The organism is uncultured Actinomyces sp., from assembly GCF_963542285.1.
In the GTDB taxonomy this organism is placed as follows: domain Bacteria; phylum Actinomycetota; class Actinomycetes; order Actinomycetales; family Actinomycetaceae; genus Pauljensenia.
In genome coordinates this window covers 15,974-35,330 of record NZ_CAUTWQ010000007.1, presented here as the reverse complement: position 1 = coordinate 35,330, position 19,357 = coordinate 15,974, and the positions used below count along the sequence as shown (strand labels likewise).

General features: G+C 57.1%; 16 protein-coding genes. 11 read left to right on the top strand and 5 right to left on the bottom strand.

Annotation, left to right across the window (positions count from 1 at the left end; translation table 11 throughout):
• Window positions 1-25 precede the first annotated feature (25 nt).
• Together RW023_RS04485 and RW023_RS04480 are read left to right on the top strand one after the other, a co-directional pair.
• Window positions 26-1,630 (top strand): SpaH/EbpB family LPXTG-anchored major pilin, encoded by a 1,605-nt coding sequence (locus RW023_RS04485; protein ID WP_315580066.1) that lies wholly within the window; start codon window positions 26-28, stop codon window positions 1,628-1,630.
• A gap of 106 nt (window positions 1,631-1,736) precedes the next feature.
• Window positions 1,737-2,768, top strand: coding sequence for a class C sortase (locus tag RW023_RS04480; protein WP_315580064.1), 1,032 nt, complete (start codon window positions 1,737-1,739; stop codon window positions 2,766-2,768).
• Here RW023_RS04480 and RW023_RS04475 read toward each other — a convergent pair.
• Complete coding sequence (locus tag RW023_RS04475; protein ID WP_315580063.1) at window positions 2,749-4,389, bottom strand: L-serine ammonia-lyase, iron-sulfur-dependent, subunit alpha; 1,641 nt, start codon at window positions 4,387-4,389, stop codon at window positions 2,749-2,751. The two genes, RW023_RS04480 and RW023_RS04475, sit on opposite strands and share 20 nt — an antisense overlap.
• 184 nt (window positions 4,390-4,573) lie before the next feature.
• Here RW023_RS04475 and RW023_RS04470 point away from each other — a divergent pair, with 184 nt between their 5' ends.
• The 5 genes from RW023_RS04470 to RW023_RS04450 all read left to right on the top strand — a co-directional run bounded on the left by RW023_RS04470 (window position 4,574) and on the right by RW023_RS04450 (window position 8,365).
• Window positions 4,574-5,056, top strand: a complete 483-nt coding sequence (locus RW023_RS04470) for an S-ribosylhomocysteine lyase (RefSeq protein ID WP_009407833.1) — start codon at window positions 4,574-4,576, stop codon at window positions 5,054-5,056.
• A 45-nt stretch (window positions 5,057-5,101) separates the two neighbouring features.
• A complete protein-coding gene (mtnN, locus tag RW023_RS04465) occupies window positions 5,102-5,866 on the top strand; it encodes a 5'-methylthioadenosine/S-adenosylhomocysteine nucleosidase (RefSeq protein ID WP_315580062.1) in 765 nt (254 codons plus the stop codon).
• A 27-nt stretch (window positions 5,867-5,893) separates the two neighbouring features.
• On the top strand, window positions 5,894-6,364 hold the full coding sequence (locus RW023_RS04460) for a low molecular weight protein-tyrosine-phosphatase (RefSeq protein WP_315580111.1): 471 nt from the start codon (window positions 5,894-5,896) through the stop codon (window positions 6,362-6,364).
• The gene (locus RW023_RS04455) at window positions 6,361-7,209 is read left to right on the top strand and encodes a hypothetical protein (protein WP_315580061.1); all 849 of its coding nucleotides are present in this window, start codon (window positions 6,361-6,363) and stop codon (window positions 7,207-7,209) included. The genes RW023_RS04460 and RW023_RS04455 overlap by 4 nt, the downstream gene beginning before the upstream one ends.
• 229 nt (window positions 7,210-7,438) lie before the next feature.
• The gene (locus RW023_RS04450) at window positions 7,439-8,365 is read left to right on the top strand and encodes an ROK family protein (protein WP_315580060.1); all 927 of its coding nucleotides are present in this window, start codon (window positions 7,439-7,441) and stop codon (window positions 8,363-8,365) included.
• Between the two features lie 88 nt (window positions 8,366-8,453).
• Here RW023_RS04450 and RW023_RS04445 read toward each other — a convergent pair whose 3' ends face one another.
• From RW023_RS04445 to RW023_RS04430, 4 genes are all read right to left on the bottom strand, one after another.
• Complete coding sequence (locus tag RW023_RS04445) at window positions 8,454-9,002, bottom strand: phosphoribosyltransferase (RefSeq protein ID WP_315580059.1); 549 nt, start codon at window positions 9,000-9,002, stop codon at window positions 8,454-8,456.
• A 72-nt stretch (window positions 9,003-9,074) separates the two neighbouring features.
• A complete protein-coding gene (locus RW023_RS04440) occupies window positions 9,075-9,596 on the bottom strand; it encodes a SprT-like domain-containing protein (RefSeq protein WP_315580058.1) in 522 nt (173 codons plus the stop codon).
• Window positions 9,593-14,401: a DUF3418 domain-containing protein gene (locus RW023_RS04435; RefSeq protein ID WP_399499348.1), complete on the bottom strand. Its 4,809-nt coding sequence runs from the start codon at window positions 14,399-14,401 to the stop codon at window positions 9,593-9,595. Before RW023_RS04435 ends, RW023_RS04440 begins: the two co-directional genes overlap by 4 nt.
• A 45-nt stretch (window positions 14,402-14,446) precedes the next feature.
• Window positions 14,447-15,226 (bottom strand): alpha/beta fold hydrolase, encoded by a 780-nt coding sequence (locus RW023_RS04430; protein WP_315580057.1) that lies wholly within the window; start codon window positions 15,224-15,226, stop codon window positions 14,447-14,449.
• Window positions 15,227-15,394: 168 nt separating this feature from the next.
• Here RW023_RS04430 and RW023_RS04425 point away from each other — a divergent pair, with 168 nt between their 5' ends.
• From RW023_RS04425 to RW023_RS04410, 4 genes are all read left to right on the top strand, one after another.
• Window positions 15,395-15,685, top strand: coding sequence for a hypothetical protein (locus RW023_RS04425; protein WP_048712395.1), 291 nt, complete (start codon window positions 15,395-15,397; stop codon window positions 15,683-15,685).
• Window positions 15,686-15,703: 18 nt separating this feature from the next.
• Window positions 15,704-16,852, top strand: coding sequence for a VIT1/CCC1 transporter family protein (locus RW023_RS04420; protein WP_315580056.1), 1,149 nt, complete (start codon window positions 15,704-15,706; stop codon window positions 16,850-16,852).
• 117 nt (window positions 16,853-16,969) lie between these two features.
• Entirely contained in the window at window positions 16,970-17,710 is a 741-nt protein-coding gene (locus RW023_RS04415; protein WP_315580055.1) for a trimeric intracellular cation channel family protein, read from the top strand.
• Complete coding sequence (locus RW023_RS04410) at window positions 17,707-19,239, top strand: amino acid permease (RefSeq protein ID WP_315580054.1); 1,533 nt, start codon at window positions 17,707-17,709, stop codon at window positions 19,237-19,239. The genes RW023_RS04415 and RW023_RS04410 overlap by 4 nt, the downstream gene beginning before the upstream one ends.
• Window positions 19,240-19,357 lie beyond the last annotated feature (118 nt).

Sequence of the window (19,357 nt, the reverse complement as noted above, 5' to 3'; positions counted from 1 at the left end):
TCCCGTACAACAGGAGAACACAATAATGACAACTCTTAAGACCCGTCGAGGCGTCAGCCTCCTCGCCGTTATCGCGGTTGCCGCCGGCGCTGCAGCGGTTCCGGGTATTGCCACGGCAGCCCCCTCCGCATCGGCATTCGGTGTTGTTGCCACCGTTGAGCGCGCCCCGTCGCTGGTCGACCTCGACACCTCCAAGACCGGCTCTATCACCATCCACAAGCTGGTGAAGGATGCCACCAACGGCACCACCGAAGGCACCGGTCTTGAGGACAGCACCGTCACCGGCACCCCGCTTGACGGCGCAAAGTTTACCGTCGAGCGTCTGACCAATGTCGACCTGACCACGCAGGCCGGCTGGGAGAAGCTCGTTGGTTTCAACGGTGACGTTGCTACCGCTAAGGCAGACGGCGTTGACGCAGCAATTGAGAAGACCACCGCTGGCGGCGGTCTGGCCACCTTCTCCAACCTGCCCCTGGGCGCCTACGTCGTGACTGAAACCGAGACCCCCGCGGGCTACGTCGGCTCCAAGCCCTTCATCATCACGGTGCCCATGACGCACCCGACCGACCTCAACAAGTGGGTCTACGACGTTCACGCATACCCGAAGAACTCCAAGGCCGGCGTCGAGAAGACCGTTGCCGACGAGAACACCCCCGCCGTTGGTTCGGCCATCTCCTACACCATCAAGTCGGACATCCCCGCCGCTGAGGCCCTCGACTACTACGACGTCGTCGACCAGTACGACAAGCGCGTGGAGCTGCCCGAGTCTGGCATCACGCTGAAGATCATCAACGGCAAGAACGGTGAGGTTGCTCTGGAGAAGGGCACCGACTACACGCTGATCGCCGCTGACGGCACCGACGGCAAGACCAAGTTCTGGACCGCCGAGTTCACCGCTGCCGGTCGCCAGAAGCTGCTCGACAACCGCAAGGACGACACCACCAAGGTCCAGATGGACCTGGTCGGCACCGTCGCTCAGAAGGTGGAGAACGACGGCCTGTTCAAGAACAAGGCCATCCTGCTCCCCAACGCCCCCTCCAACGGCTGGACTCCCGGCTCCGGTGAGGTTCCCCCGCCGGACTACCCGAACTCCGAGGTTGTCTCCAAGTTCGGCAAGGTGAAGATCACGAAGGTCTCATCCGCGGACGCCAACGCCAAGCTCGAAGGCGCAGAGTTCGAGGTGTACAAGTGCACGCCTCAGAGCACTCCCACCAAGAACTTCGACTCCGTCGACGCGACCCTCGATGAGAAGCTCTCGCCCGCCGGAACCACGACCTACACGACCGACGCAAACGGTGAGGTCACCATCGATGGCCTGCGCAACAACGACTGGGCGAACAACGCCAAGGTCACCAACCCCGGTTGGTACTGCCTCGTTGAGACCAAGGCCCCCGCGGGCTTCGAGCTCCAGACTCGCCCGATCGCTTTCCAGGTCCTCGAGACCAACTCGACCGCTGACAACCAGTACACCCTGGAGACCACGGTCAAGGATGCTCCTCACAATGGTGGATTCCACCTGCCCGTTACCGGTGCTGCCGGTGTGGGCGTGCTGATCGCAGCTGGCTCGGCACTCGTTGCTGGCGCTGGTGCAATCACCATTGCGAACAAGCGTCGCAAGGAAAACGCCTGATCTCTAACTGAGATTTAGCCGGGTGCGGGAAGACCCGTGGGTCTTCCCGCACCCGTTTCTATACAATCAACGCAACCCCCATAACCCCCCATTTAAAAGGCGACTCATGAGCGAGAACGAGATCCACGCAGACGACAGCCTCTCAAATACCCAGGTTCAGGAAGAAACATCTGAAACTGCGGAAGAACGTGATCAACGCATTCGCAAGGCCCAACGTCGCCGTCGCCTCTTCACGATCCTTCCGCCCGTTCTGCTGGTGCTGGGGATTCTGGTTCTGCTTTATCCCGTCATCGCGACCTATCAGAACAACCTCGAACAACAGCGCATTGCCAAAGCGTTCAGCGCCGAACAAACCAACCTTGGTCCCGATGTGCTGAAAGAGCAACTTGCTCGCGCCGATGAATACAACCGCCAAGCCGCCGAAGCACCCATCCTTGACCCCTGGTTGGAATCTCAGCGGCCGAACACCCCCCAATACGCCGATTACCTCTCACAACTTAATGTGAACCCCGTGATGGCAACCGTTAAGGTCCCTTCGGCCAATATCACCCTTCCGATCTATCACGGCACCGAGACCTCAACTCTTGAAAAAGGCGTTGGACACCTCTTTGGAACTGCGCTCCCCGTTGGTGGCGAAGGAACCCACACGGTCCTCACCGGCCACTCCGGACTGGGAAGCGCAACCATGTTCGACCACCTCAACCGCGTTAAAGTTGGCGACGTCTTCTACATTGAAGTTCTAGGCCGTCACCTCAAATACAAGGTCACTGATATTCGGACTGTTCTTCCTAATGAAACAGAGAGCCTGAACAAGGTTGCCGGAAAAGACCTCGCGACCCTGATTACCTGTACGCCCTACGGCATCAATACTCACCGACTGCTTGTCACCGGTGAGCGCGTTCCCATGGATGATCAGCAAGTTGCTGCAGAATCGGAAAAGGTTGAACCCGCTGTCGTTCAGACCTGGATGATCGCCGTTGTCGTCGGCATTATCGCCGTGCTCATTGTGACCGCAGTCCTCTGGCTCTTTGCCCGCAAGAATCGCAAGAAGAATGAGGCTGAGGAAGGTGCTGCAGCCGTTGTGTCCGCACTTAGCGAAAGCGGCGAAGAAGCGGAGATCAACACTCCACAACGTTGACGGCCAGGCCGCCCGCTGAGGTCTCCTTGTACTTTGAGAGCATGTCGTTTCCTGTCTGACGCATTGTCTCAATGGCGACATCCAAGGACACCGTGTGTCGGCCATCGCCCCACAGGGCCATACGAGCAGCGTTAATTGCCTTAACAGCAGCAATCGCATTGCGCTCAATACACGGGATCTGAACAAGCCCACCAACGGGATCACAGGTCAGACCCAAGGAGTGCTCCATGGCGATCTCGGCAGCGTTCTCCACTTGCTGAGGGGTGCCGCCCAGAGCCTGAGCAAGCCCTGCAGCCGCCATTGCCGAGGCCGAGCCGACCTCTCCCTGACAGCCAACCTCAGCACCGGCAATCGATGCGTTTGTCTTGATCAAAGCGCCAATTGCAGTCGCAGCCAACAAGAACTCGTGAATCGATGCGCGACGGCAACTGGCAGACTCTGACGAGTCATCCAGAGGAAGTTCTGAAATCCCAGCCAAATTCGAGGGGGAGAAGTCAGGGAAACTTGCTCCGGCCTCGGGACAAAAAGCAACGAGGTAGCCCAACACTGCGGGGATCACGCCAGCTGCGCCATTGGTGGGTGCGGTGACGATCCTGTGCCCGGCCGCATTTTCTTCATTCACAGCCAGCGCGTAGAGGTTGACCCAATCCATGGCACGCAGGGGATCTTGCATAACCCCGGCCCAGCCTCGGCGCTCACTCGCCGAAAAAGCCTTCTCGGCACGCGCGCGCAATTGTGCGGCCAAGGCGTTCGCCCGCCGAGGAACATCCAGTCCACCGGGCAAAATACCGGTGGAGGAAATCCCCGCCTCAATCGCGTGGAACATCGTGTGCGCGATCTGGTCGAGGTAGGCATCCAAGGCCACCTCGGAGCGCGCAGAAAGTTCGTTTGCGCGGACAACCTCGGCGATGGATAGGCCAGTGCGTGCGCATTGCGCCAAAAGCTGTGCGGCCGTCGAGAAGGGATAGGGCGCGGGCGTGCACATTCCTGTTGTCTCTTGTGCAGAGGCCAAGGATGCGATCTCGGGGTGTTCAGGATCGTTATTCGTCTGGGCCATGACGAAGCCGCCACCCACCGAATAGTAGGTGCGCTCGAGGATCAAGCTCTCGTCTGCGTAGGCCGTGATTGTGAGCGCGTTGACGTGGTAGCTCAGGATCGTGCGCGGAAGAAAACGGATATCAGATTCGATATCAAAAGGAATTTCACGGCCACCCGCAAACGGAAGACGGCCACTGGAGGCAATCTGGGGAATCAGACTCTCGACCGTTTCAATGGACACGGTCTCAGGGTCATATCCCGCTAATCCCAGTAGCACCGCACGGTCCGTGTTGTGACCTCGTCCGGTTGCTCCAAGGGAGCCAAAAAGGTCAATGGTTACGTGAGACAGATGTGAATAATCGGGAAGCGCACACAGCTCTGTAGAGAAGGCAAGGCCCGCACGCATCGGACCGACCGTGTGTGATGAAGAGGGGCCAATACCGATTGAAAACATGTCGAAAGCAGAGAGCGGGCGATGGGCCTCGCTGGCGGGAACTTCACCGGCGACGATGGCTGCAGGTGTAGGGGTGCCTGCACTGTACTGATCGGGAGAAGTGACATCAATCGACGGCTGAAGATCCATGCCTCTATTGTGCCTGAAAATAACTGGAGATGAACGATGGTGATCATTCATTCGCTTCGCTGCAATGAAGAGGAGTTTTCAGCGAAAAGCGCATGAAAAGCCCGTCATTGATGGTGTTCTACACAACGTGCGGTATCCGAGACTCGCCCGAGCACGCCACCTAAATCCCGATAAACTGGGTTTTATGAGTGAACGCATGAATGTTGAGTCCTTTAACCTCGACCACCGCACTGTCCTTGCTCCTTACGTCCGCGTTGCAGATCGGAAGACTCTTCCCGGCGGCGATGTCCTCATCAAGTACGACGTTCGTTTTACCCAGCCCAATAAGGCGCACCTTGAGATGCCCACGGTTCACTCCATCGAGCACCTCAGTGCTGAACTGATGCGCAACCACACCGATAAGCTCATCGATTTTGGCCCCATGGGTTGCCAGACCGGCTTCTATGCCCTCCTCCTGGGCGTTGAGACTGAGGAGTTCCTGCCGATCTTGCAGGCGACTTTCGAAGATATCCTCAATGCCACTGAAGTTCCTGCGGCAAACGAGGTGCAGTGCGGCTGGGGTGCAAACCACTCCCTAGAAGGCGCGCAGGAAGCCGTTCGCGAGTTCCTCAATCACCGCGACAAGTGGCTGGTTGTCACACAGGATGACGCCGCGGCAGCAAAGTAATTATTCAGACCTGACGGCCCCCAGACACTTCTCAGAGAGGTACTCATGTCCCTGACCTTGACCCCTTCGCGTCAGCTTCCCGAGGTCGACGCCTTCATTCAGTGCGCGATGGTGATGGAAGCCCAGCCTTTCTTGGATGCGCTTGCGCCTCTTCCCGGTTCTCACGCGGTTGAAACCCTTGTTGTGGGTGCCGACGGTCATCACCAGCAGAGCTATGCCCTTGGTCAGCTCGAAGGCCACACCGTCGTCGTCATTACCTCGGGTATTGGCATTGCGAACGCAGCAGCAGCAGTGGCCCGAGGCCTGACCCTGGCCACCCCGAAGATCGTGATCGCGGGTGGCACTGCGGGCGGTCTTGAGGGCGGAATCCAAGTGGGCGACATTGCGGGAGCGATCGCCACGATCTACAACGATGCCGACGCTACTGTTTTCGGCTATGAGTTGGGCCAGATTCCGCGTATGCCTGTCGACTACCACTCCTCGCAGCGCGCGATCGACGCGCTCGCGGGCCTCAACGATGCCCAGCCGCACCACGTGCGCACCGGCCGCATCGTTACCGGCGACTCCTTCGCCTCGGAAAAGGTCGTTGCCCGTATCCGCGCGGGCTTCCCCGATGCGCTGGCTGTTGATATGGAAACATGCGGCATGGCGCAGGTGTGCTGGTCGAACGGCGTGGATTGGATCTGCCTGCGTGCGATCTCGGATCTTACGGGAGAAGGCGCTGATGAGGACTTCCATATGAACGGTGAGAAGGCTGCATACCACTCCTTCGAGGCCATTTGCGCCTACCTCTCACTTTTCAACAAGTGAGCTGATCCCGTGTCCTATAGCGTCCTTATGGTGTGTACCGGCAATATCTGCCGCTCGGTCATGGCCGAAGAAATCCTGCGTGAAGTCGCCGCACAGCGTGGGCTTGATGTCGTTGTTGATTCGGCCGGGATTAGCGATGAAGAACATGGACACGGGATCGACTCTCGTGCTGCGCGAGCGCTGCGAGAGGGCGGGTATCGTGTCCCCTCGCACCGAGCCCGCCAAGTCGAGGTGGGGGAGCTTCAGCGTTGGGATCTGATTCTTGCGATGACTTCCTCCCACCTTCGCGCCCTCGAAAGGCTTGCAGGAGGGCCCGATCCGAAGATTCGCATGTTCCGCGAATTTGAAGTGAGTGGGGAAGAGTTTAGTCACGGGCGTAACCTCGATGTTCCGGACCCCTGGTACGGTGATTATTCTGATTTTGAGGCCACTCGTGAGACCATTGAGAACTGCACTCCAGCCATCATTGAGTACATCATGAGGAGCACAACTCGGTGACGAAACGAAACAAGCGCATAGGCGCGCTTGTCGCACTTTGTGTAGCGGCGGCCTCGACAATTGGGATAGTCGGCTGTACGGACACAACGCCACAAGAGCAGCCGCAAGAAACAGCTTCTGAGGTACCTCGCGGAATTTCTTTGGACTATTCGGGTTTTGACCCGGAAAACATCATGTCTGATGCTGTGCTGGATGACTCGAGCGCCATGAATGATGAGCAGATCGCTGCTTTTATCAACGAAAAAGGAGAGGGCTGTCGCGCGGGCCGGGTGAATGATCAGGATGTTCCGTGTTTGAAGGATTTTAAAGCCGTCACCGAGACTTTTCCTGCTGATGAGTATTGCCAATGGGGATACCAGGGCGGCGAAGAAGAAACCGCTGCGCAGATTATTGGTCAGTCAGCACGTTCATGTGGAGTAAATCCCCAAGTTTTGTTGGTGACACTGCAAAAAGAGCAGGGGCTGATCTACGCCTCGGGTGGAATGTTTCAGTGGTTTAGCTATCCCAGTGCAATGGGATACGCTTGCCCGGATAACTCGACCTGCGATCCGGATTATGCCGGTTTTCAACGGCAGGTTTATTATGCCGCACGCCAGTTTGCGATCTATCGGGTAAGGCCTGAGCGGTTCCGTTTCCGTGCGGGAGAAAGGGTCGAGGCCCGCTACGGTCCCGCCGAAGAATGCACATCCGTTGAAATCACCCCGGCTAATCGTGCAACCGCCAGTTTGTATAACTACACGCCCTATGTTCCCAACCAGGGGGCGCTTGCCGGACACGGTGATGACTGCTCGGTCTATGGCAATGCGAATGTTTATGGTTATATGCGGGCCTGGTTTGCTCAATAATGTTGAAATCCGGGCAATTGTAGGTGGTCATGGTGTACACTGAGCGCGCTGGATACGCCCGTGTCTAGGTGACGAAGAAGTTATCAAGGGGTGCGCGATGGAGCCATACGATATTCACAAGAAAACTGCCGACCCTCCGGGGCCGCCGATTCACATACCGCATTTCACACGCTCTGATGAGTGTGCTGTTGGAATTGCGCTGTTACCTGGAAGGGTTCATGCCGTTGTCATGGATCGATCTGGGCGTGCGCGTGAAGAGCGTGCGCGAATCGTTCTAGATAATTCGAATGCCATTCTTGCCACGATTAACACTCTCTGCAGTGAGATGGCAGAAAGCGTTCGTTCATATGGGGACATCAAGGGAATTGGCCTATCCCTTGGTGGGAAAGTGATCGATGGGCGAAGGTGCACCGTCGAAGAGCTGGGATGGCTGGACTTTCCGCTCCTCGATTCAATTTCTGGCCAGGGCGGACTTCCGCTTTCTCTCATCAACAGTCTTGAAGGGCTGGCAACGTACGAAGCCATATACGGTGTCGGACGGCGTTTGGATAATTTCCTGATCGTTCAGATCGCGGAAAACGTCTGCTACGTCGAAGTGAAGAATGGCGCAATCTGCCCTGATCCCGCTGGAGATTACCGAAGAATTGCTCACCTTCGTCTTGAGGGAAGTAATGCGGTATGCGCACAGGGGCATTACGGATGTGTCAGTGGGTCGCTGGTTCCTTCAGCCGTTATTGGGCAGGCGCGCGCTGCCCGTATGAGTGCTGGTGATACTGATCGGCCCCGCGATATCGAAGAACTGATTCGTATGGCGCAGGGCGGAGATCAAGCTTGCCGAAAGGCGGTTTTGGGCTTTGTTCGCAACCTTGCGATGTGTCTGGAGCAGCTCAGCGAAATGACCAAAATTGATCACATCGTCCTTGATGGAAGCGCAGTGCGGATTCTTTCCTCGGAGTGGGCGGTCCTCTTTGAGGACGAGCTCTTCACTGTGGGCTCTCCTGGGGAAGTGCTTCCGGTTGTGATTCGTCGTGCCAGTGAGGATTCTCGCTGGGCCTGTGGGGCGGCGGCATATCTCTTTGAGTCGTGTGATCACGGAAGGCGAAAAGTGCCTGGGAGTGACCTAAGCGGGAGTTATATGCCGCTCATTGCGGTGTAAGCGGCATCGATTGGGAAATGCCGGTCGTTTAATGAAACGGGACTGCGAGCAGCGCGCAGTCCCGTATATTTATGTTCAAAGTTGAGTGTTACTCGGCCTCGACCACAGGCAAAACCGACCAGGGGAAGTTGATCCACAGAGCGGTCTTTTTCCAGATGTAGTCCGGATCGATGATCGAGACGGGCTTCTTATAAATAACAACCGAGCGAGCGTCGACCTTTGCGTGGGTCTTACCATCAAGGCTCAGTCCGTCTTCGTCGATCAGTTCCATAACCTTCTTCAGGGTCTTACCCGAGTCTGCGACATCATCGACGACCAATACCTTCTTGCCATCCAGAGCCGAAACATCCATCAGGGGCGGTAGAACCTGAGGCTCATCCAGAGTCTCACCCAGACCGGTGTAGAACTCAAGGTTCATGGTTCCAATGGCCTTCACACCCATTGCGTAGGCAATTGCTCCAGCGGGGATCAGTCCACCGCGCGCAATTGCAACAATCAGGTCGGGCTTCCACCCAGAATTCACGATCTGCTGTGCCAGCTCACGTGCGGCGTCGCCGAACTCTTGCCAGGTCAGATTTTCGCGTTCTTCGCCAGTGTTGGTCGTTGCGCCGTCGTCGAATGGGGTGGAAGCAGACATGTATACGTCCTTCAGCAAAAGTGATCAGGTGAATGGAGATATGGTAACGCCCGTCAGTACATTTACGCATTGTCATCCATTTGGGTGACCATATCGTCTCAAACTGCGTAGTTGGCGAGCATACTGTCCGCCGGGTTGACGGGGTTGTCCTTTGTAGGACCAGATAAAGATTCGCGAGGTATCAAAAGTGCGTGAACACACACCGCAAGAGGTGACCCGTCGGGGAGCCGAATAGAGTTCCCGCCGTGTTCCGCACACTGGGCATGCTCCCACCCATGGTGGCCGAGGCGAGGGCAAGGATGCCGATAAGCGCGCGCTATCGGGGGCACCAAGTTGGCGAGCTTTCGCCTGCCAGATCGCATCGTGATAATGCGAGGCGCCAACTAGGGCGTGGGCAATTTCGTGCAGGATGACGCCACGTACCGTTTCCGCATCGTAGAGGTCAACCAACGGCCCCGAGAGCCGAATTTCGCGAAGCGTATGGACGCATGCCCCCGCGCGTCTACGCGCACGATCAAATCGCAGCGACCAGTCTCTTAAACCGTGGTGATCCATCAATTCACGTGCCATTGCGCGTGCGTCTTCACGCTTCATATGGCCTCGTGAAGACGATCAATCGCTGCCAACATGCGTTGAGGTGAAATCTTGCGCGCGGTCCCCAGCTCTTGCGCAAATAGAGAAACGCGCAGCTCTTCACGCATCCACAAAAGTTCTTCAAATGCACTGGCGTTGCGCGCGTCGAAAGGACGCGTATCCATGAGCTCACAAAGTTCATTGAGCTCCTCATCGACCTGTGCTAAGGCCAGAGTAGAATCCTCGTCACGCGCAAGATCGGAAGGTGAACGCAAAGCTTTACGGACGCGTAAAGATTGAGCCTGAATGTATCGCGGAAGGTTACGAAGGCGCTCAATAGGTGTTGCTGCAATGAATCCATCAAATACCAGGGAATGCGCGACCCTTTCGACATCCTCGCGGAGTGCGCAATAGGCCTGTGCATCCGCAGTCGCAAGGGTGTCTTGTAGCTGCGCCCAGGATTCCATCGCGCGCACAACGACTTCAATAATCGAATAAACCTGGTCTTCGTGCAGATCCCTCACGCGCTGGGAAAGGTCGTCAAAGCTCGAGCGATTACGTATCGTCCACAGCCCTTGATTTCCGCTCAGAGACACCGTGAGCGTGCGCACGCTTGCCCACTGTGCATCTGCGATCAGAGCCTCAGTACTTCGATAGGGAGTTGAGGTCAGCATGAGTGCCTCGCGCCCACTCCAACGCGTCGAGACGCGCTTGGTTGATAGCTGAACGCGGCGTAGGACGAGGTTCGCCACACCCAATCCGTGTTCACTTCTTGCCTGCGAAGCATTTGCCATGACACGCACACCCGCCAGCGGATTCTCGGGCTTCCCTTGAGGGACTAAAGCGGGGAATGCGCGAATGGTGAGCCCCTGTGCCTGAGATTCGATCGAGGTTGGCAAAGGGGTGGTTGGGAAATCCTCAAGATCGTCGGCGAAAAGTTCGCTTCCGGGAGCGCCCTCGCTGCCATCGATTGCTCCCGAGGCCGTCGCTGCCTTCCCTTGCGCGCGAGCTTTTGGCTGCTCAGAGGCACTGCTGGAGGATCTCCCAGACGCAGGCTTTGCTTCCACGTCCAAGCGATGTGCGCTGCGTTCTTGAGCTTCGGTCAATGCCTGGCGAACGGCCGTTCGCAATGCAGTATCGGTCGCACCGGCCAAGGTGCGTTTGAGATACCCCAGATCTTTTCCACTTCCCAGTTCGCGCCCCTGACGATCGTGGACAACGAAGGTCATGAGCAAATGATCGGGAAGTGCGTCGCGCATGGTATGGATATCAGAATCACTCAGGTCAACGCCTCGGAGCTCGCGGATTGCACGCGTGAAAAGTTCGTCGAAGGATTCCGAGCCAGTCTGTGCGGTAGCGGTGTGGGTTCCACCGGGATTTTGAGTCGAAGATTTCGGAGACCTATCAGAGCTTTGAGCTGAGGAAGCTGCAGAAAGATCGTGGCCTTTACCCCGGTCTTGCGTAGACGTACTGGACTTGGACAGGCGCCTATCGCTACGACCCTGACCTGTTTTCTGTCCCCATGCCGCCAAGCGCCCAAGAGCGGCGCTCAGCGAGGCGGGATCTTCATCAGGAATAGCGCCAGCGGAACTCTCACCAGCGGGTGCGTTATCAAGCTCTTTGCTAGCACTTACTCGGCCGTCTCGGAAATCATCAATCCACGCGGCAACGCTCTTTGCGACCTCGGGAGCGGGAGCAAGCAGGCGGCGCTTGGCCTTGGGAAGTGCGCGTATTGCCTCGGTGATGAGTTCTTCGCGCATACCCGGTACTAACCAATCGGTCCCCTCATCGCTCACACGCCCCAAGGCCTCGACGGGAATGGACATCGAAACACCATCGCGCGGGGAGCCGGGGTGGAACTCATAGGACAGGGGAAGGCGAAGCTCTCCCTGCTGCCAATGGTCAGGGAAGCCTTCTCCGGTCTGGCCCAGGCCTCGAGGAAGAAGAAGCTCAGGAGGATAATCCAAGAGATGAGGATTCTGGCGCTTTTCGTTCTTCCACCAGCGATTAAAGTGCCCTGCAGAGATGATCGAGGCGGGGAGGAGATCGTCAAAGAAACGCTCCAGCGCCATTTCATCGGCGACGAGGCCGTGGGTGCGGCTGCGACGCTCGGTTTCCCTTGCACGTTCGATCGCCTCGTCGTTACGACGTTGGAAGGTATGACGCTCGCGCCACTCCCCCTTAACCAGCGCATGGCGGATGAACATTTCACGAGCGAGCTCGGCGGCGGTGATGGGGCTTTGCTGGGCGATCGCAAAAGGAGAATCTGTTGGAACAGCACCTCGGATTGAACCTAGGGGAGTAGATCCCAGCCGTCCCAGCAACACCGAGCGGTCTGCGATCAATGTCAGCCCGTAGAGCATAACTTTTTCTTGAACGTAAGCCGCGCCTCGCGAGGAATTCCACGTGGGTTCGGAATAGACATGGTTGAGCAGGTCTTTTGCTAATGGCTCGACCCATTCGGGGCGAATACGGGCGACCGTACGTGCAAAGAGTCGCGAGGTCTCAACCAATTCCGCGGTCATCACCCAATCGGGATGGCCCGTGATTCCCGAACCTGGCCAAATGGTGAAGTGAGTGCCTCGGCTACCCGTATAGTCTCGAGTTGCCGGATCCCATGCGCCCAGACTGGAGAGCAGGCCAACAAGGATCGAACGGTGAATATCGTCGGTGTCGACCGCGCTGGTTGAACGTGTGAAAGCAACTGCAGCTTTCGCTGCAGCGTCAGCAATTCCCGTACGTGACGCTTGCTCGATTACATCACCTGCTGAAGGCATTCCCAAGGGCTCGGTGTGGATTCCGACGGTGCGGGCCATATCGCGCAGCTGGTGGGCGATATCGCACCACTCGCGGAAACGCAGGTAGTGGATGAATTCTGCCCGGCACATACGTCTAAATGCGCTACCGGAAAGATCGCGCTGCTGGACGTGCAGGTAGCGCCATAAATTGAGGTAGGTCAAGAAATCCGAGTGGGGGTCAGCAAAACGCGCGTGTGCCGTATCTGAAGCTTCCTGGTGTTCCAGTGGGCGCTCGCGGACATCTTGAATCGATAGCGCAGCAACGATGACTAAAATTTCCGAGGCGCATCCCGATTCATGCCCAGCGATCAGCATGCGGCCCAAGCGCGGATCGATGGGAAGCCGAGCTAAATCTCGACCAATGCGTGTGAGCTCAAGTCCTTGGTTTCCCTGTGCTAGCGCGGAAGAATCGGAGTTCTTGGACGAATCCAGCGGGCGCAGTGCCCCAATTTCAATGAGCTGATTGATGCCATCGCGGATCGCCCGCGAGTCCGGCGCGTCGACGAAGGGGAAAGAAGCAACGTCCCCCAAGCCCAAGGCACTCATCTGCAAAATGACCGAGGCCAGCGAGGTACGCAGGATTTCCGGCTCAGTAAAGTCCGGCCTCGATGCGAAGTTATCAGCGGAATACAGGCGAATCGCGATACCGTCCGCAACGCGTCCGCAACGTCCAGAGCGCTGATTTGCACTGGCCTTCGAAATCTCTTCGATGGGTAGGCGCTGAACCTTTGTCTTATTGGAATAGCGCGAAATTCGCGCCAGTCCCGGATCGATCACGTAGCGGATTCCCGGAACCGTCAGCGAGGTTTCAGCAACGTTTGTTGCCAGAACAACGCGCCGATGGCTATGTTCCTCAAAAATCCGGTGTTGCTCCGCAGAACTGAGGCGCGCAAACAGGGGCAAAATTTCGATATCTGCGGGGTTCTTCGAGTGCGAGATATCCCTGGGCGCACGATTCCCCAGGTGATCGCGCAATGCCTGTTCGGTATCGCGGATATCGCGCTCACCCGGAAGGAATACCAAAATATCCCCCGGGCCTTCAGCGCATAGCTCATCGACCGCATGGCATATTGCGGTTTCGACGTCAATGTCTTGGCCCGCGCCATAGCCCTCCAGAGCAAGGGGATCATCCGGGTCCTCTAAAACAAGTTGTTCGACGCCGCTTCCAGTGCTTTCTTCCTCGATTGCCGAGGCCGTGGCCAGGTTGTTTTCAAAGTGCCGAGCAGCGGAGGAGGTGCTTGAGGAGGAATAGGAAGTCGGGGTATCAGCGGTAAGAGGACGGTAGCGGATTTCAACTGGGAAAGTACGACCCGAAACCTCAATAACCGGTGCGGCTTCAATGAGCGTGCCCTGTCCAATCGGGCCGTTCCGTCGACCGAAATGACGCGCGAAACGATCCGAATCAATGGTCGCTGAAGTGATGATGACCTTGAGATCGGGGCGCAAGGGGAGTAGACGCGCAAGGTAACCCAAGATGAAATCGATGTTCAGGCTGCGCTCGTGGGCCTCGTCGATGATCAGAGTGTCATAGCGACCCAGCATCGGGTCAGACTGAATTTCTGCCAGCAAAATACCGTCGGTCATGAGTTTGACCAAAGTAGTGGGACCGACCTCATCGGTGAATCGCACCTGGTAGCCGACGACCTCATCGGGCTTTTTGCCCACCTTTTGGCCAAGTTCAGCGGCAATGCGCTCTGCAACCGAACGCGCTGCGATACGGCGAGGCTGGGTGTGCCCGATCATGCCCGCCACGCCTCGGCCTAATTGGAGGCAAATCTTTGGGATCTGCGTGGTTTTTCCGGAGCCGGTTTCGCCGGAGATGATGACAACTTGATGCTGCGAAATTGCCTGCGCAATTTCCTCACGCCTCGCACTGACCGGAAGATCGGGAAAAGAAATCAGTGGAATCGCAGCGGCCCGAGCAGCAAGCTGTTCAGGCGTGAAGGGACGGAAAGGCGCGGGTGCATGAGGGGAACGACCCCTTCGTGAATGTGTGCGCCGACGCCTCGGCTGCGATGAAGTGGACACCCCTTCAGGGTAACGAAGAACTTTCGCCACAGCTGGGTGTGTACGTTACTGGCGGAACTCCCCACTGGGCTCTGCCCACAGATGCGCCCACTCAAGCGCGGCCTCGAGAAGGATTTCTGGATGTTCACCGGCACCAAAACGGGTATCGTGAACCATTTCAACCCGAGAGCCGTCGGGAAGACGGTGGAAAGCATCGCGCGTCAGATCAACCAGACCCAAATCGATATCATCGGCATCGTGGAGGATGAATGCGGGTGCGCCCTTCGGATCGATGATTGAAGAATCGACCATGGAAAGATCGGCCAGCGTCTGCTTGGAGATCGTGAAAAATTCGCGAGGCCCATCGGAGTCGTCCGGGATCCGGGTCTGGCCGGTGTGCTCCAATTCGTCTAGTTGGCTAGTGGAGAAAATTGCACTCCAGTCGTAGGAGAGCGGGCCAAGTACCGGAGCAGAAAGAAACAGCGCGGTCGCATGAACCAGGTGAGCGGCAAGTGCAGTGACCGAGCCAAAAGAGTGACCGTGAATAATCTGGTGGGTGAAACCCTGATCGGCAAGCCAGCCCGATGCGGCCTGGAGGTCCTCGATCTGAGACTCGCGCGTAATCACCTCGTCATCGGAGCGTCCATGCCCCGAGTAATCGAATTGGAGTGTCGCGTACCCGGCTTTGCGATAGGCGCGAGCTAGGTCATCGTAGTGTCCACCCGAGTGTTCATCTGCAAGAAAAGAATGCGAAAACAGGACAGCCGCGTCCCGTGAATCTACGGGCTGAACGAAAGTTCCCGACAGGGTGATCCCTCGGGGTGTGTTCATACGTACTTCGCTCATACCTCCACGGTACTGGTTTCGTAGAAGAAGCGAAATACCCCATCTCACAACGTGCGAAAAGGTAAACAAGTAGCGTGTCGCTTTGGGGAACTACTAGGCTAGTTTTTATTCGATAGTCACCATCGCACACCGGCGCATATGCGCCTGATCGCACAAGAAAGACGCATCATGGGAACGAAAATGGGAATCGCTGTCGGTTTCGGGATCGGCTACGTGCTGGGGACCCGAGCGGGGCGTGAACAATACGCGCGAATTTGTGCGTGCGCGGGAAAGCTCCGTCGCTTCCCGTTGATCGCTCGTCCCCTAGACGCTGCCGGTGAAAAAATGTCTGCGCTTGTCCGCACTCAGGGTGAGAAGGTCACGGATAAAGTTGCCGATGCGGTGAAGGAACGACTGTTCCGCATGCCGGCCGCTGAACCGGAGATTACCGAAGACGATCTACCAACCTACGCGGGCTGAGGCGCGGACGCATTCACAATGACTGATTCCCATCACACTGAAAAGCAAGTTTCGCGCGCGCAGATTCGACGCTGGCGCCGCTACCTGGCCGAAGAACGCATGGAGGCGCATACCTATCGCGCACTTGCTGAACGCCGGACGGGCGAAGAACGTCAGGTACTTCTTGGCCTTGCCGAGGCCGAGGGTCGCCATGAGGAGTACTGGCTATCTCTTCTGGGGGAGCATGCACTTCCCGCACCGCATCCTCCGATTCGTACCCGAATTTCATCTGCCCTGGCCTACATGTTCGGGACGATTTTTATTCTGGCGATGGCTCAGCGAACCGAAGAGCGATCCTCTTATGACAACGACACCGATGTTCCCGCTGCGATTGCTGCCGATGAACGTCTGCATGTCGAGGTCGTTCGTTCCCTTGCGCAGCGTTCGCGTGAGTCCCTAGCGGGAACTTTCCGGGCTGCTGTCTTTGGGGTGAACGATGGTTTGGTATCAAACCTTGCGTTGATCCTGGGTGTCGTCGGTGCAGGAATGAGCTCGCATGCCATTTTGACGACGGGTGTTGCCGGCTTGCTTGCAGGCGCAATGTCCATGGCCGCCGGTGAATGGGTGAGCGTGAGTTCTCAGCGTGAGCTATTGGACGCCTCGATTCCTGATCCCGGTGTTGATAACACTTTGAATGATGTCGATGTCGATGCCAATGAATTGGCGCTGCTTTTCCGCGCTCGCGGGGAAGATCAGGAAAGTGCGAAGGCACACGCAGCAGATGTTTTTGCCAAACTTGCGGAATCTGATCGCCGCTCTGGCGGCGAAGCTGCAGCAAGTGCAGATGGCACCGAGCGACGCCCCATTTTTGCGACGCACAAAGATGAAGATGCGGGAGCAAGCGAAGAGGTCGGCACCCCGGCGCGTGCTGCGATCTCGTCCTTCATTTGTTTCGCTCTTGGTGCTCTCCTGCCCTTAATTCCCTATATTTTCAGGCTTGGTGGAGTGCTTGCTGCGGGAATTTCGGTTGTCCTTGTCGGTATCGCGCTCATGTTCACCGGCGGAATCGTCGGGGTTCTTTCAGGTCACGCACCTGCACCGCGCGCTTTCCGTCAGCTCGCCGTTGGTTTTGGTGCGGCTGGTGCAACGTACTTGCTGGGTCTTCTCTTCGGCACCGCCGTCTCCTGATCGGGGGCAGCTAGGGGACAGCGCTGTTGTGTAGGCGGGAACGGCCTCGTCCTTAATCTTGGGTATTGAGACTGCGCGTCCACAACCTTGGATTCTGTTGAGAGGTGGATAACAATAGTGAGCGTGCTCGATACTCTCAATCAAACTTTGCCGGACCTGTACCGCGTCATCGATCTTCTTGGCGTGCTTTTGAACGGGGTCCTCGGCGGTCGTATCGCGCGCATTAAACGTTTCGATGCAGTCGGCTTTATGGTGTTGGCCATCATGTGTGCGCTGGCCGGTGGAATGCTCCGTGACATTATGCTGGATCAAGGCCCACCGGTTGCCTTGACCGATCCCTTCTACTTGGGGACTGCACTGGTCGGTGCGCTAATCGCTATGCTCTGGCGCCTCGATTCTCGCTTCTGGAGGATTGCGCTGGTGCTGGCCGATGGAACCGTTCTGGGTTGCTGGGCGGCCACTGGAGCGTTGAAGACGCTGAATGCTGGGCTGGGAGTGGGACCGGCGATTCTGCTGGGAATTATGACCGCCGTCGGTGGCGGCATGATTCGAGATATTTCCGCGGGGATGGTTCCCCAGGTATTTGGCGGAAATAACCTCTACGCAACGCCAGCATTTGTTTCAGCGGCGATCATGGCTGCTTTTGGCCACTCGGGCCTGGAACAAATTGGCATACTGGTTGCGACGATTGTCGGGTCGAGCTTCACAGTACTTGCACATTGGAGAAAGTGGCAGCTCCCTTCGCATAACGATTGGACGTTGACCATGACGGCAACACAGCTGCGGGCACTCCTTCGGCTGCGTTCACTTGATGAACACGAGGTCAAGAAGATTACTGAGGACAGTTCGGATCAATGAGTACAGACAAGGCTCTAAGTGGAGCACTCTCTATGGCGAAAGGCAGCGGTGGGTCGCAGGCGACTTTCGCGGGTGAGAGTGGGCTTCCGTCGAAAGGATTCAAGGCTGCGCACCTGTCGATGATGGCGCTGGGAAGCGCGATTGGTGCCGGCTTCTTCCTGGGTACCGGCGTGGCCGTTTCCGAGGCCGGACCCGCCGTTTTGGTGTCCTACATTCTTGCTGCATTAATCGTTGTCACCGTGATGTATGCGCTGGCAGAGTTGGCCGCCGCGATCCCTTCCTCGGGATCTTTCTCGACCTACGCCGAGGCAGGAATCGGCCGATGGGCGGGTTTTACTTCTGGCTGGTTGTACTGGTTCATGCTGATCATGGTGCTCGGCCTGGAAATGACCGGTGCAGCGCAGATCTTTACCACTTGGTTCCCCAGTGTTGACCAGTGGGTTGTCACTTTGGTCATCGTTGTTGTCCTGGGCGGGATTAACCTGCTGGCGGCCGGTGAATTCGGTCGTGTTGAGGCTTGGCTTGCAGGGTTGAAAGTCGCGGCAATTATTTTCTTCCTGGTCGTTGGACTGGGCCTTCTGACGGGAATTATTCCCGGGCGCGCTCAGAGCCTGCACCAGGCATTCGTTGGAAATGGTGGTTTTGCTCCTGCTGGCCTTCCCGGAATCGCGGTTGGTTTGCTTGCGATTATTACCTCCTTTGGCGGGCTTGAGATTGTCACCATTGCCGCCGCCGAAGCCGATGATGCGAGGCGTGCGATGTCGCAGGCTATTCGCTCGGTAATTTGGCGCATTTTGGTGTTCTACGTGGGCTCTGTTGCCCTGTTAATCTGCCTGCTGCCGTGGAATTCGGATGAGATGAAGACCAGTCCTTTCGCTGCGGTTTTGAACATGGCGGGGATCCCTGCGGTCGGAATGATTATGGAGGTCATCGTTTTCACCGCACTGATTAGTGCCTTCTCTGCGAATATCTACGCGTCTTCCCGAATCGCATACTCGCTGTCTGCACGCGGAATGGGACCGACTTGGATTCTGGGTGCGCGCGTGCGCAAAGCTGTTGATGAGGGTGACGAGGCCCTTGGAGTAACCACGCTTCACGGTGATATTGAGGACGGGCGAACCCCGCGCCGCTCGGTTGCGGTTTCTGTGGCGCTGGCCTTTATTTCCGTCGCCTTGAACTGGTATCTTCCATCGTCGATCATGCAGGTGCTCATTAATGCAGTGGGCATGGTGCTGTTGATCGTGTGGGTGATGATCGTTATTTCGCAGATCCGCTTGCACTCGAAGCTCGAGGCCGAGGGGGTTTTGTCCCTGAGGATGCCGGGTTGGCCGTGGCTTCCCTGGTTCGCTGTTATCGGATTGCTGTCTATCGCGGTTCTGATGATGTTCAACGCTGCCGGACGTGCACAGCTGGTCGCGATGGGATCACTGACCCTAATCCTGGTGTGTCTGTACTTTGTGCGTGAGAATCTTCGAAATCGCAAGGCTGCACGCGCGTCAGTCGCGAAGATCGTCGGGAGTGATGACTAAGACGCTGGTATTTACGCAGCGGATTTTTCCACAGGATCAACGCTTATTCGGCGTTTTCCACAACTTTGTGGCTCTTGATATCTGCGCGCGCTCCCTGTGCCATAGTGGCTGAATAGTT

Coding starts and splice junctions, on each gene's coding strand:
- RW023_RS04485 (WP_315580066.1), top strand. CDS start 26: ATGACAACTCTTAAGACCCGTCGAGGCGTCAGCCTCCTCGCCGTTATC.
- RW023_RS04480 (WP_315580064.1), top strand. CDS start 1,737: ATGAGCGAGAACGAGATCCACGCAGACGACAGCCTCTCAAATACCCAG.
- RW023_RS04475 (WP_315580063.1), bottom strand. CDS start 4,389: ATGGATCTTCAGCCGTCGATTGATGTCACTTCTCCCGATCAGTACAGT.
- RW023_RS04470 (WP_009407833.1), top strand. CDS start 4,574: ATGAGTGAACGCATGAATGTTGAGTCCTTTAACCTCGACCACCGCACT.
- mtnN (WP_315580062.1), top strand. CDS start 5,102: ATGTCCCTGACCTTGACCCCTTCGCGTCAGCTTCCCGAGGTCGACGCC.
- RW023_RS04460 (WP_315580111.1), top strand. CDS start 5,894: ATGGTGTGTACCGGCAATATCTGCCGCTCGGTCATGGCCGAAGAAATC.
- RW023_RS04450 (WP_315580060.1), top strand. CDS start 7,439: ATGGATCGATCTGGGCGTGCGCGTGAAGAGCGTGCGCGAATCGTTCTA.
- RW023_RS04445 (WP_315580059.1), bottom strand. CDS start 9,002: ATGTCTGCTTCCACCCCATTCGACGACGGCGCAACGACCAACACTGGC.
- RW023_RS04440 (WP_315580058.1), bottom strand. CDS start 9,596: ATGAAGCGTGAAGACGCACGCGCAATGGCACGTGAATTGATGGATCAC.
- RW023_RS04430 (WP_315580057.1), bottom strand. CDS start 15,226: ATGAGCGAAGTACGTATGAACACACCCCGAGGGATCACCCTGTCGGGA.
- RW023_RS04425 (WP_048712395.1), top strand. CDS start 15,395: ATGGGAACGAAAATGGGAATCGCTGTCGGTTTCGGGATCGGCTACGTG.
- RW023_RS04420 (WP_315580056.1), top strand. CDS start 15,704: ATGACTGATTCCCATCACACTGAAAAGCAAGTTTCGCGCGCGCAGATT.
- RW023_RS04410 (WP_315580054.1), top strand. CDS start 17,707: ATGAGTACAGACAAGGCTCTAAGTGGAGCACTCTCTATGGCGAAAGGC.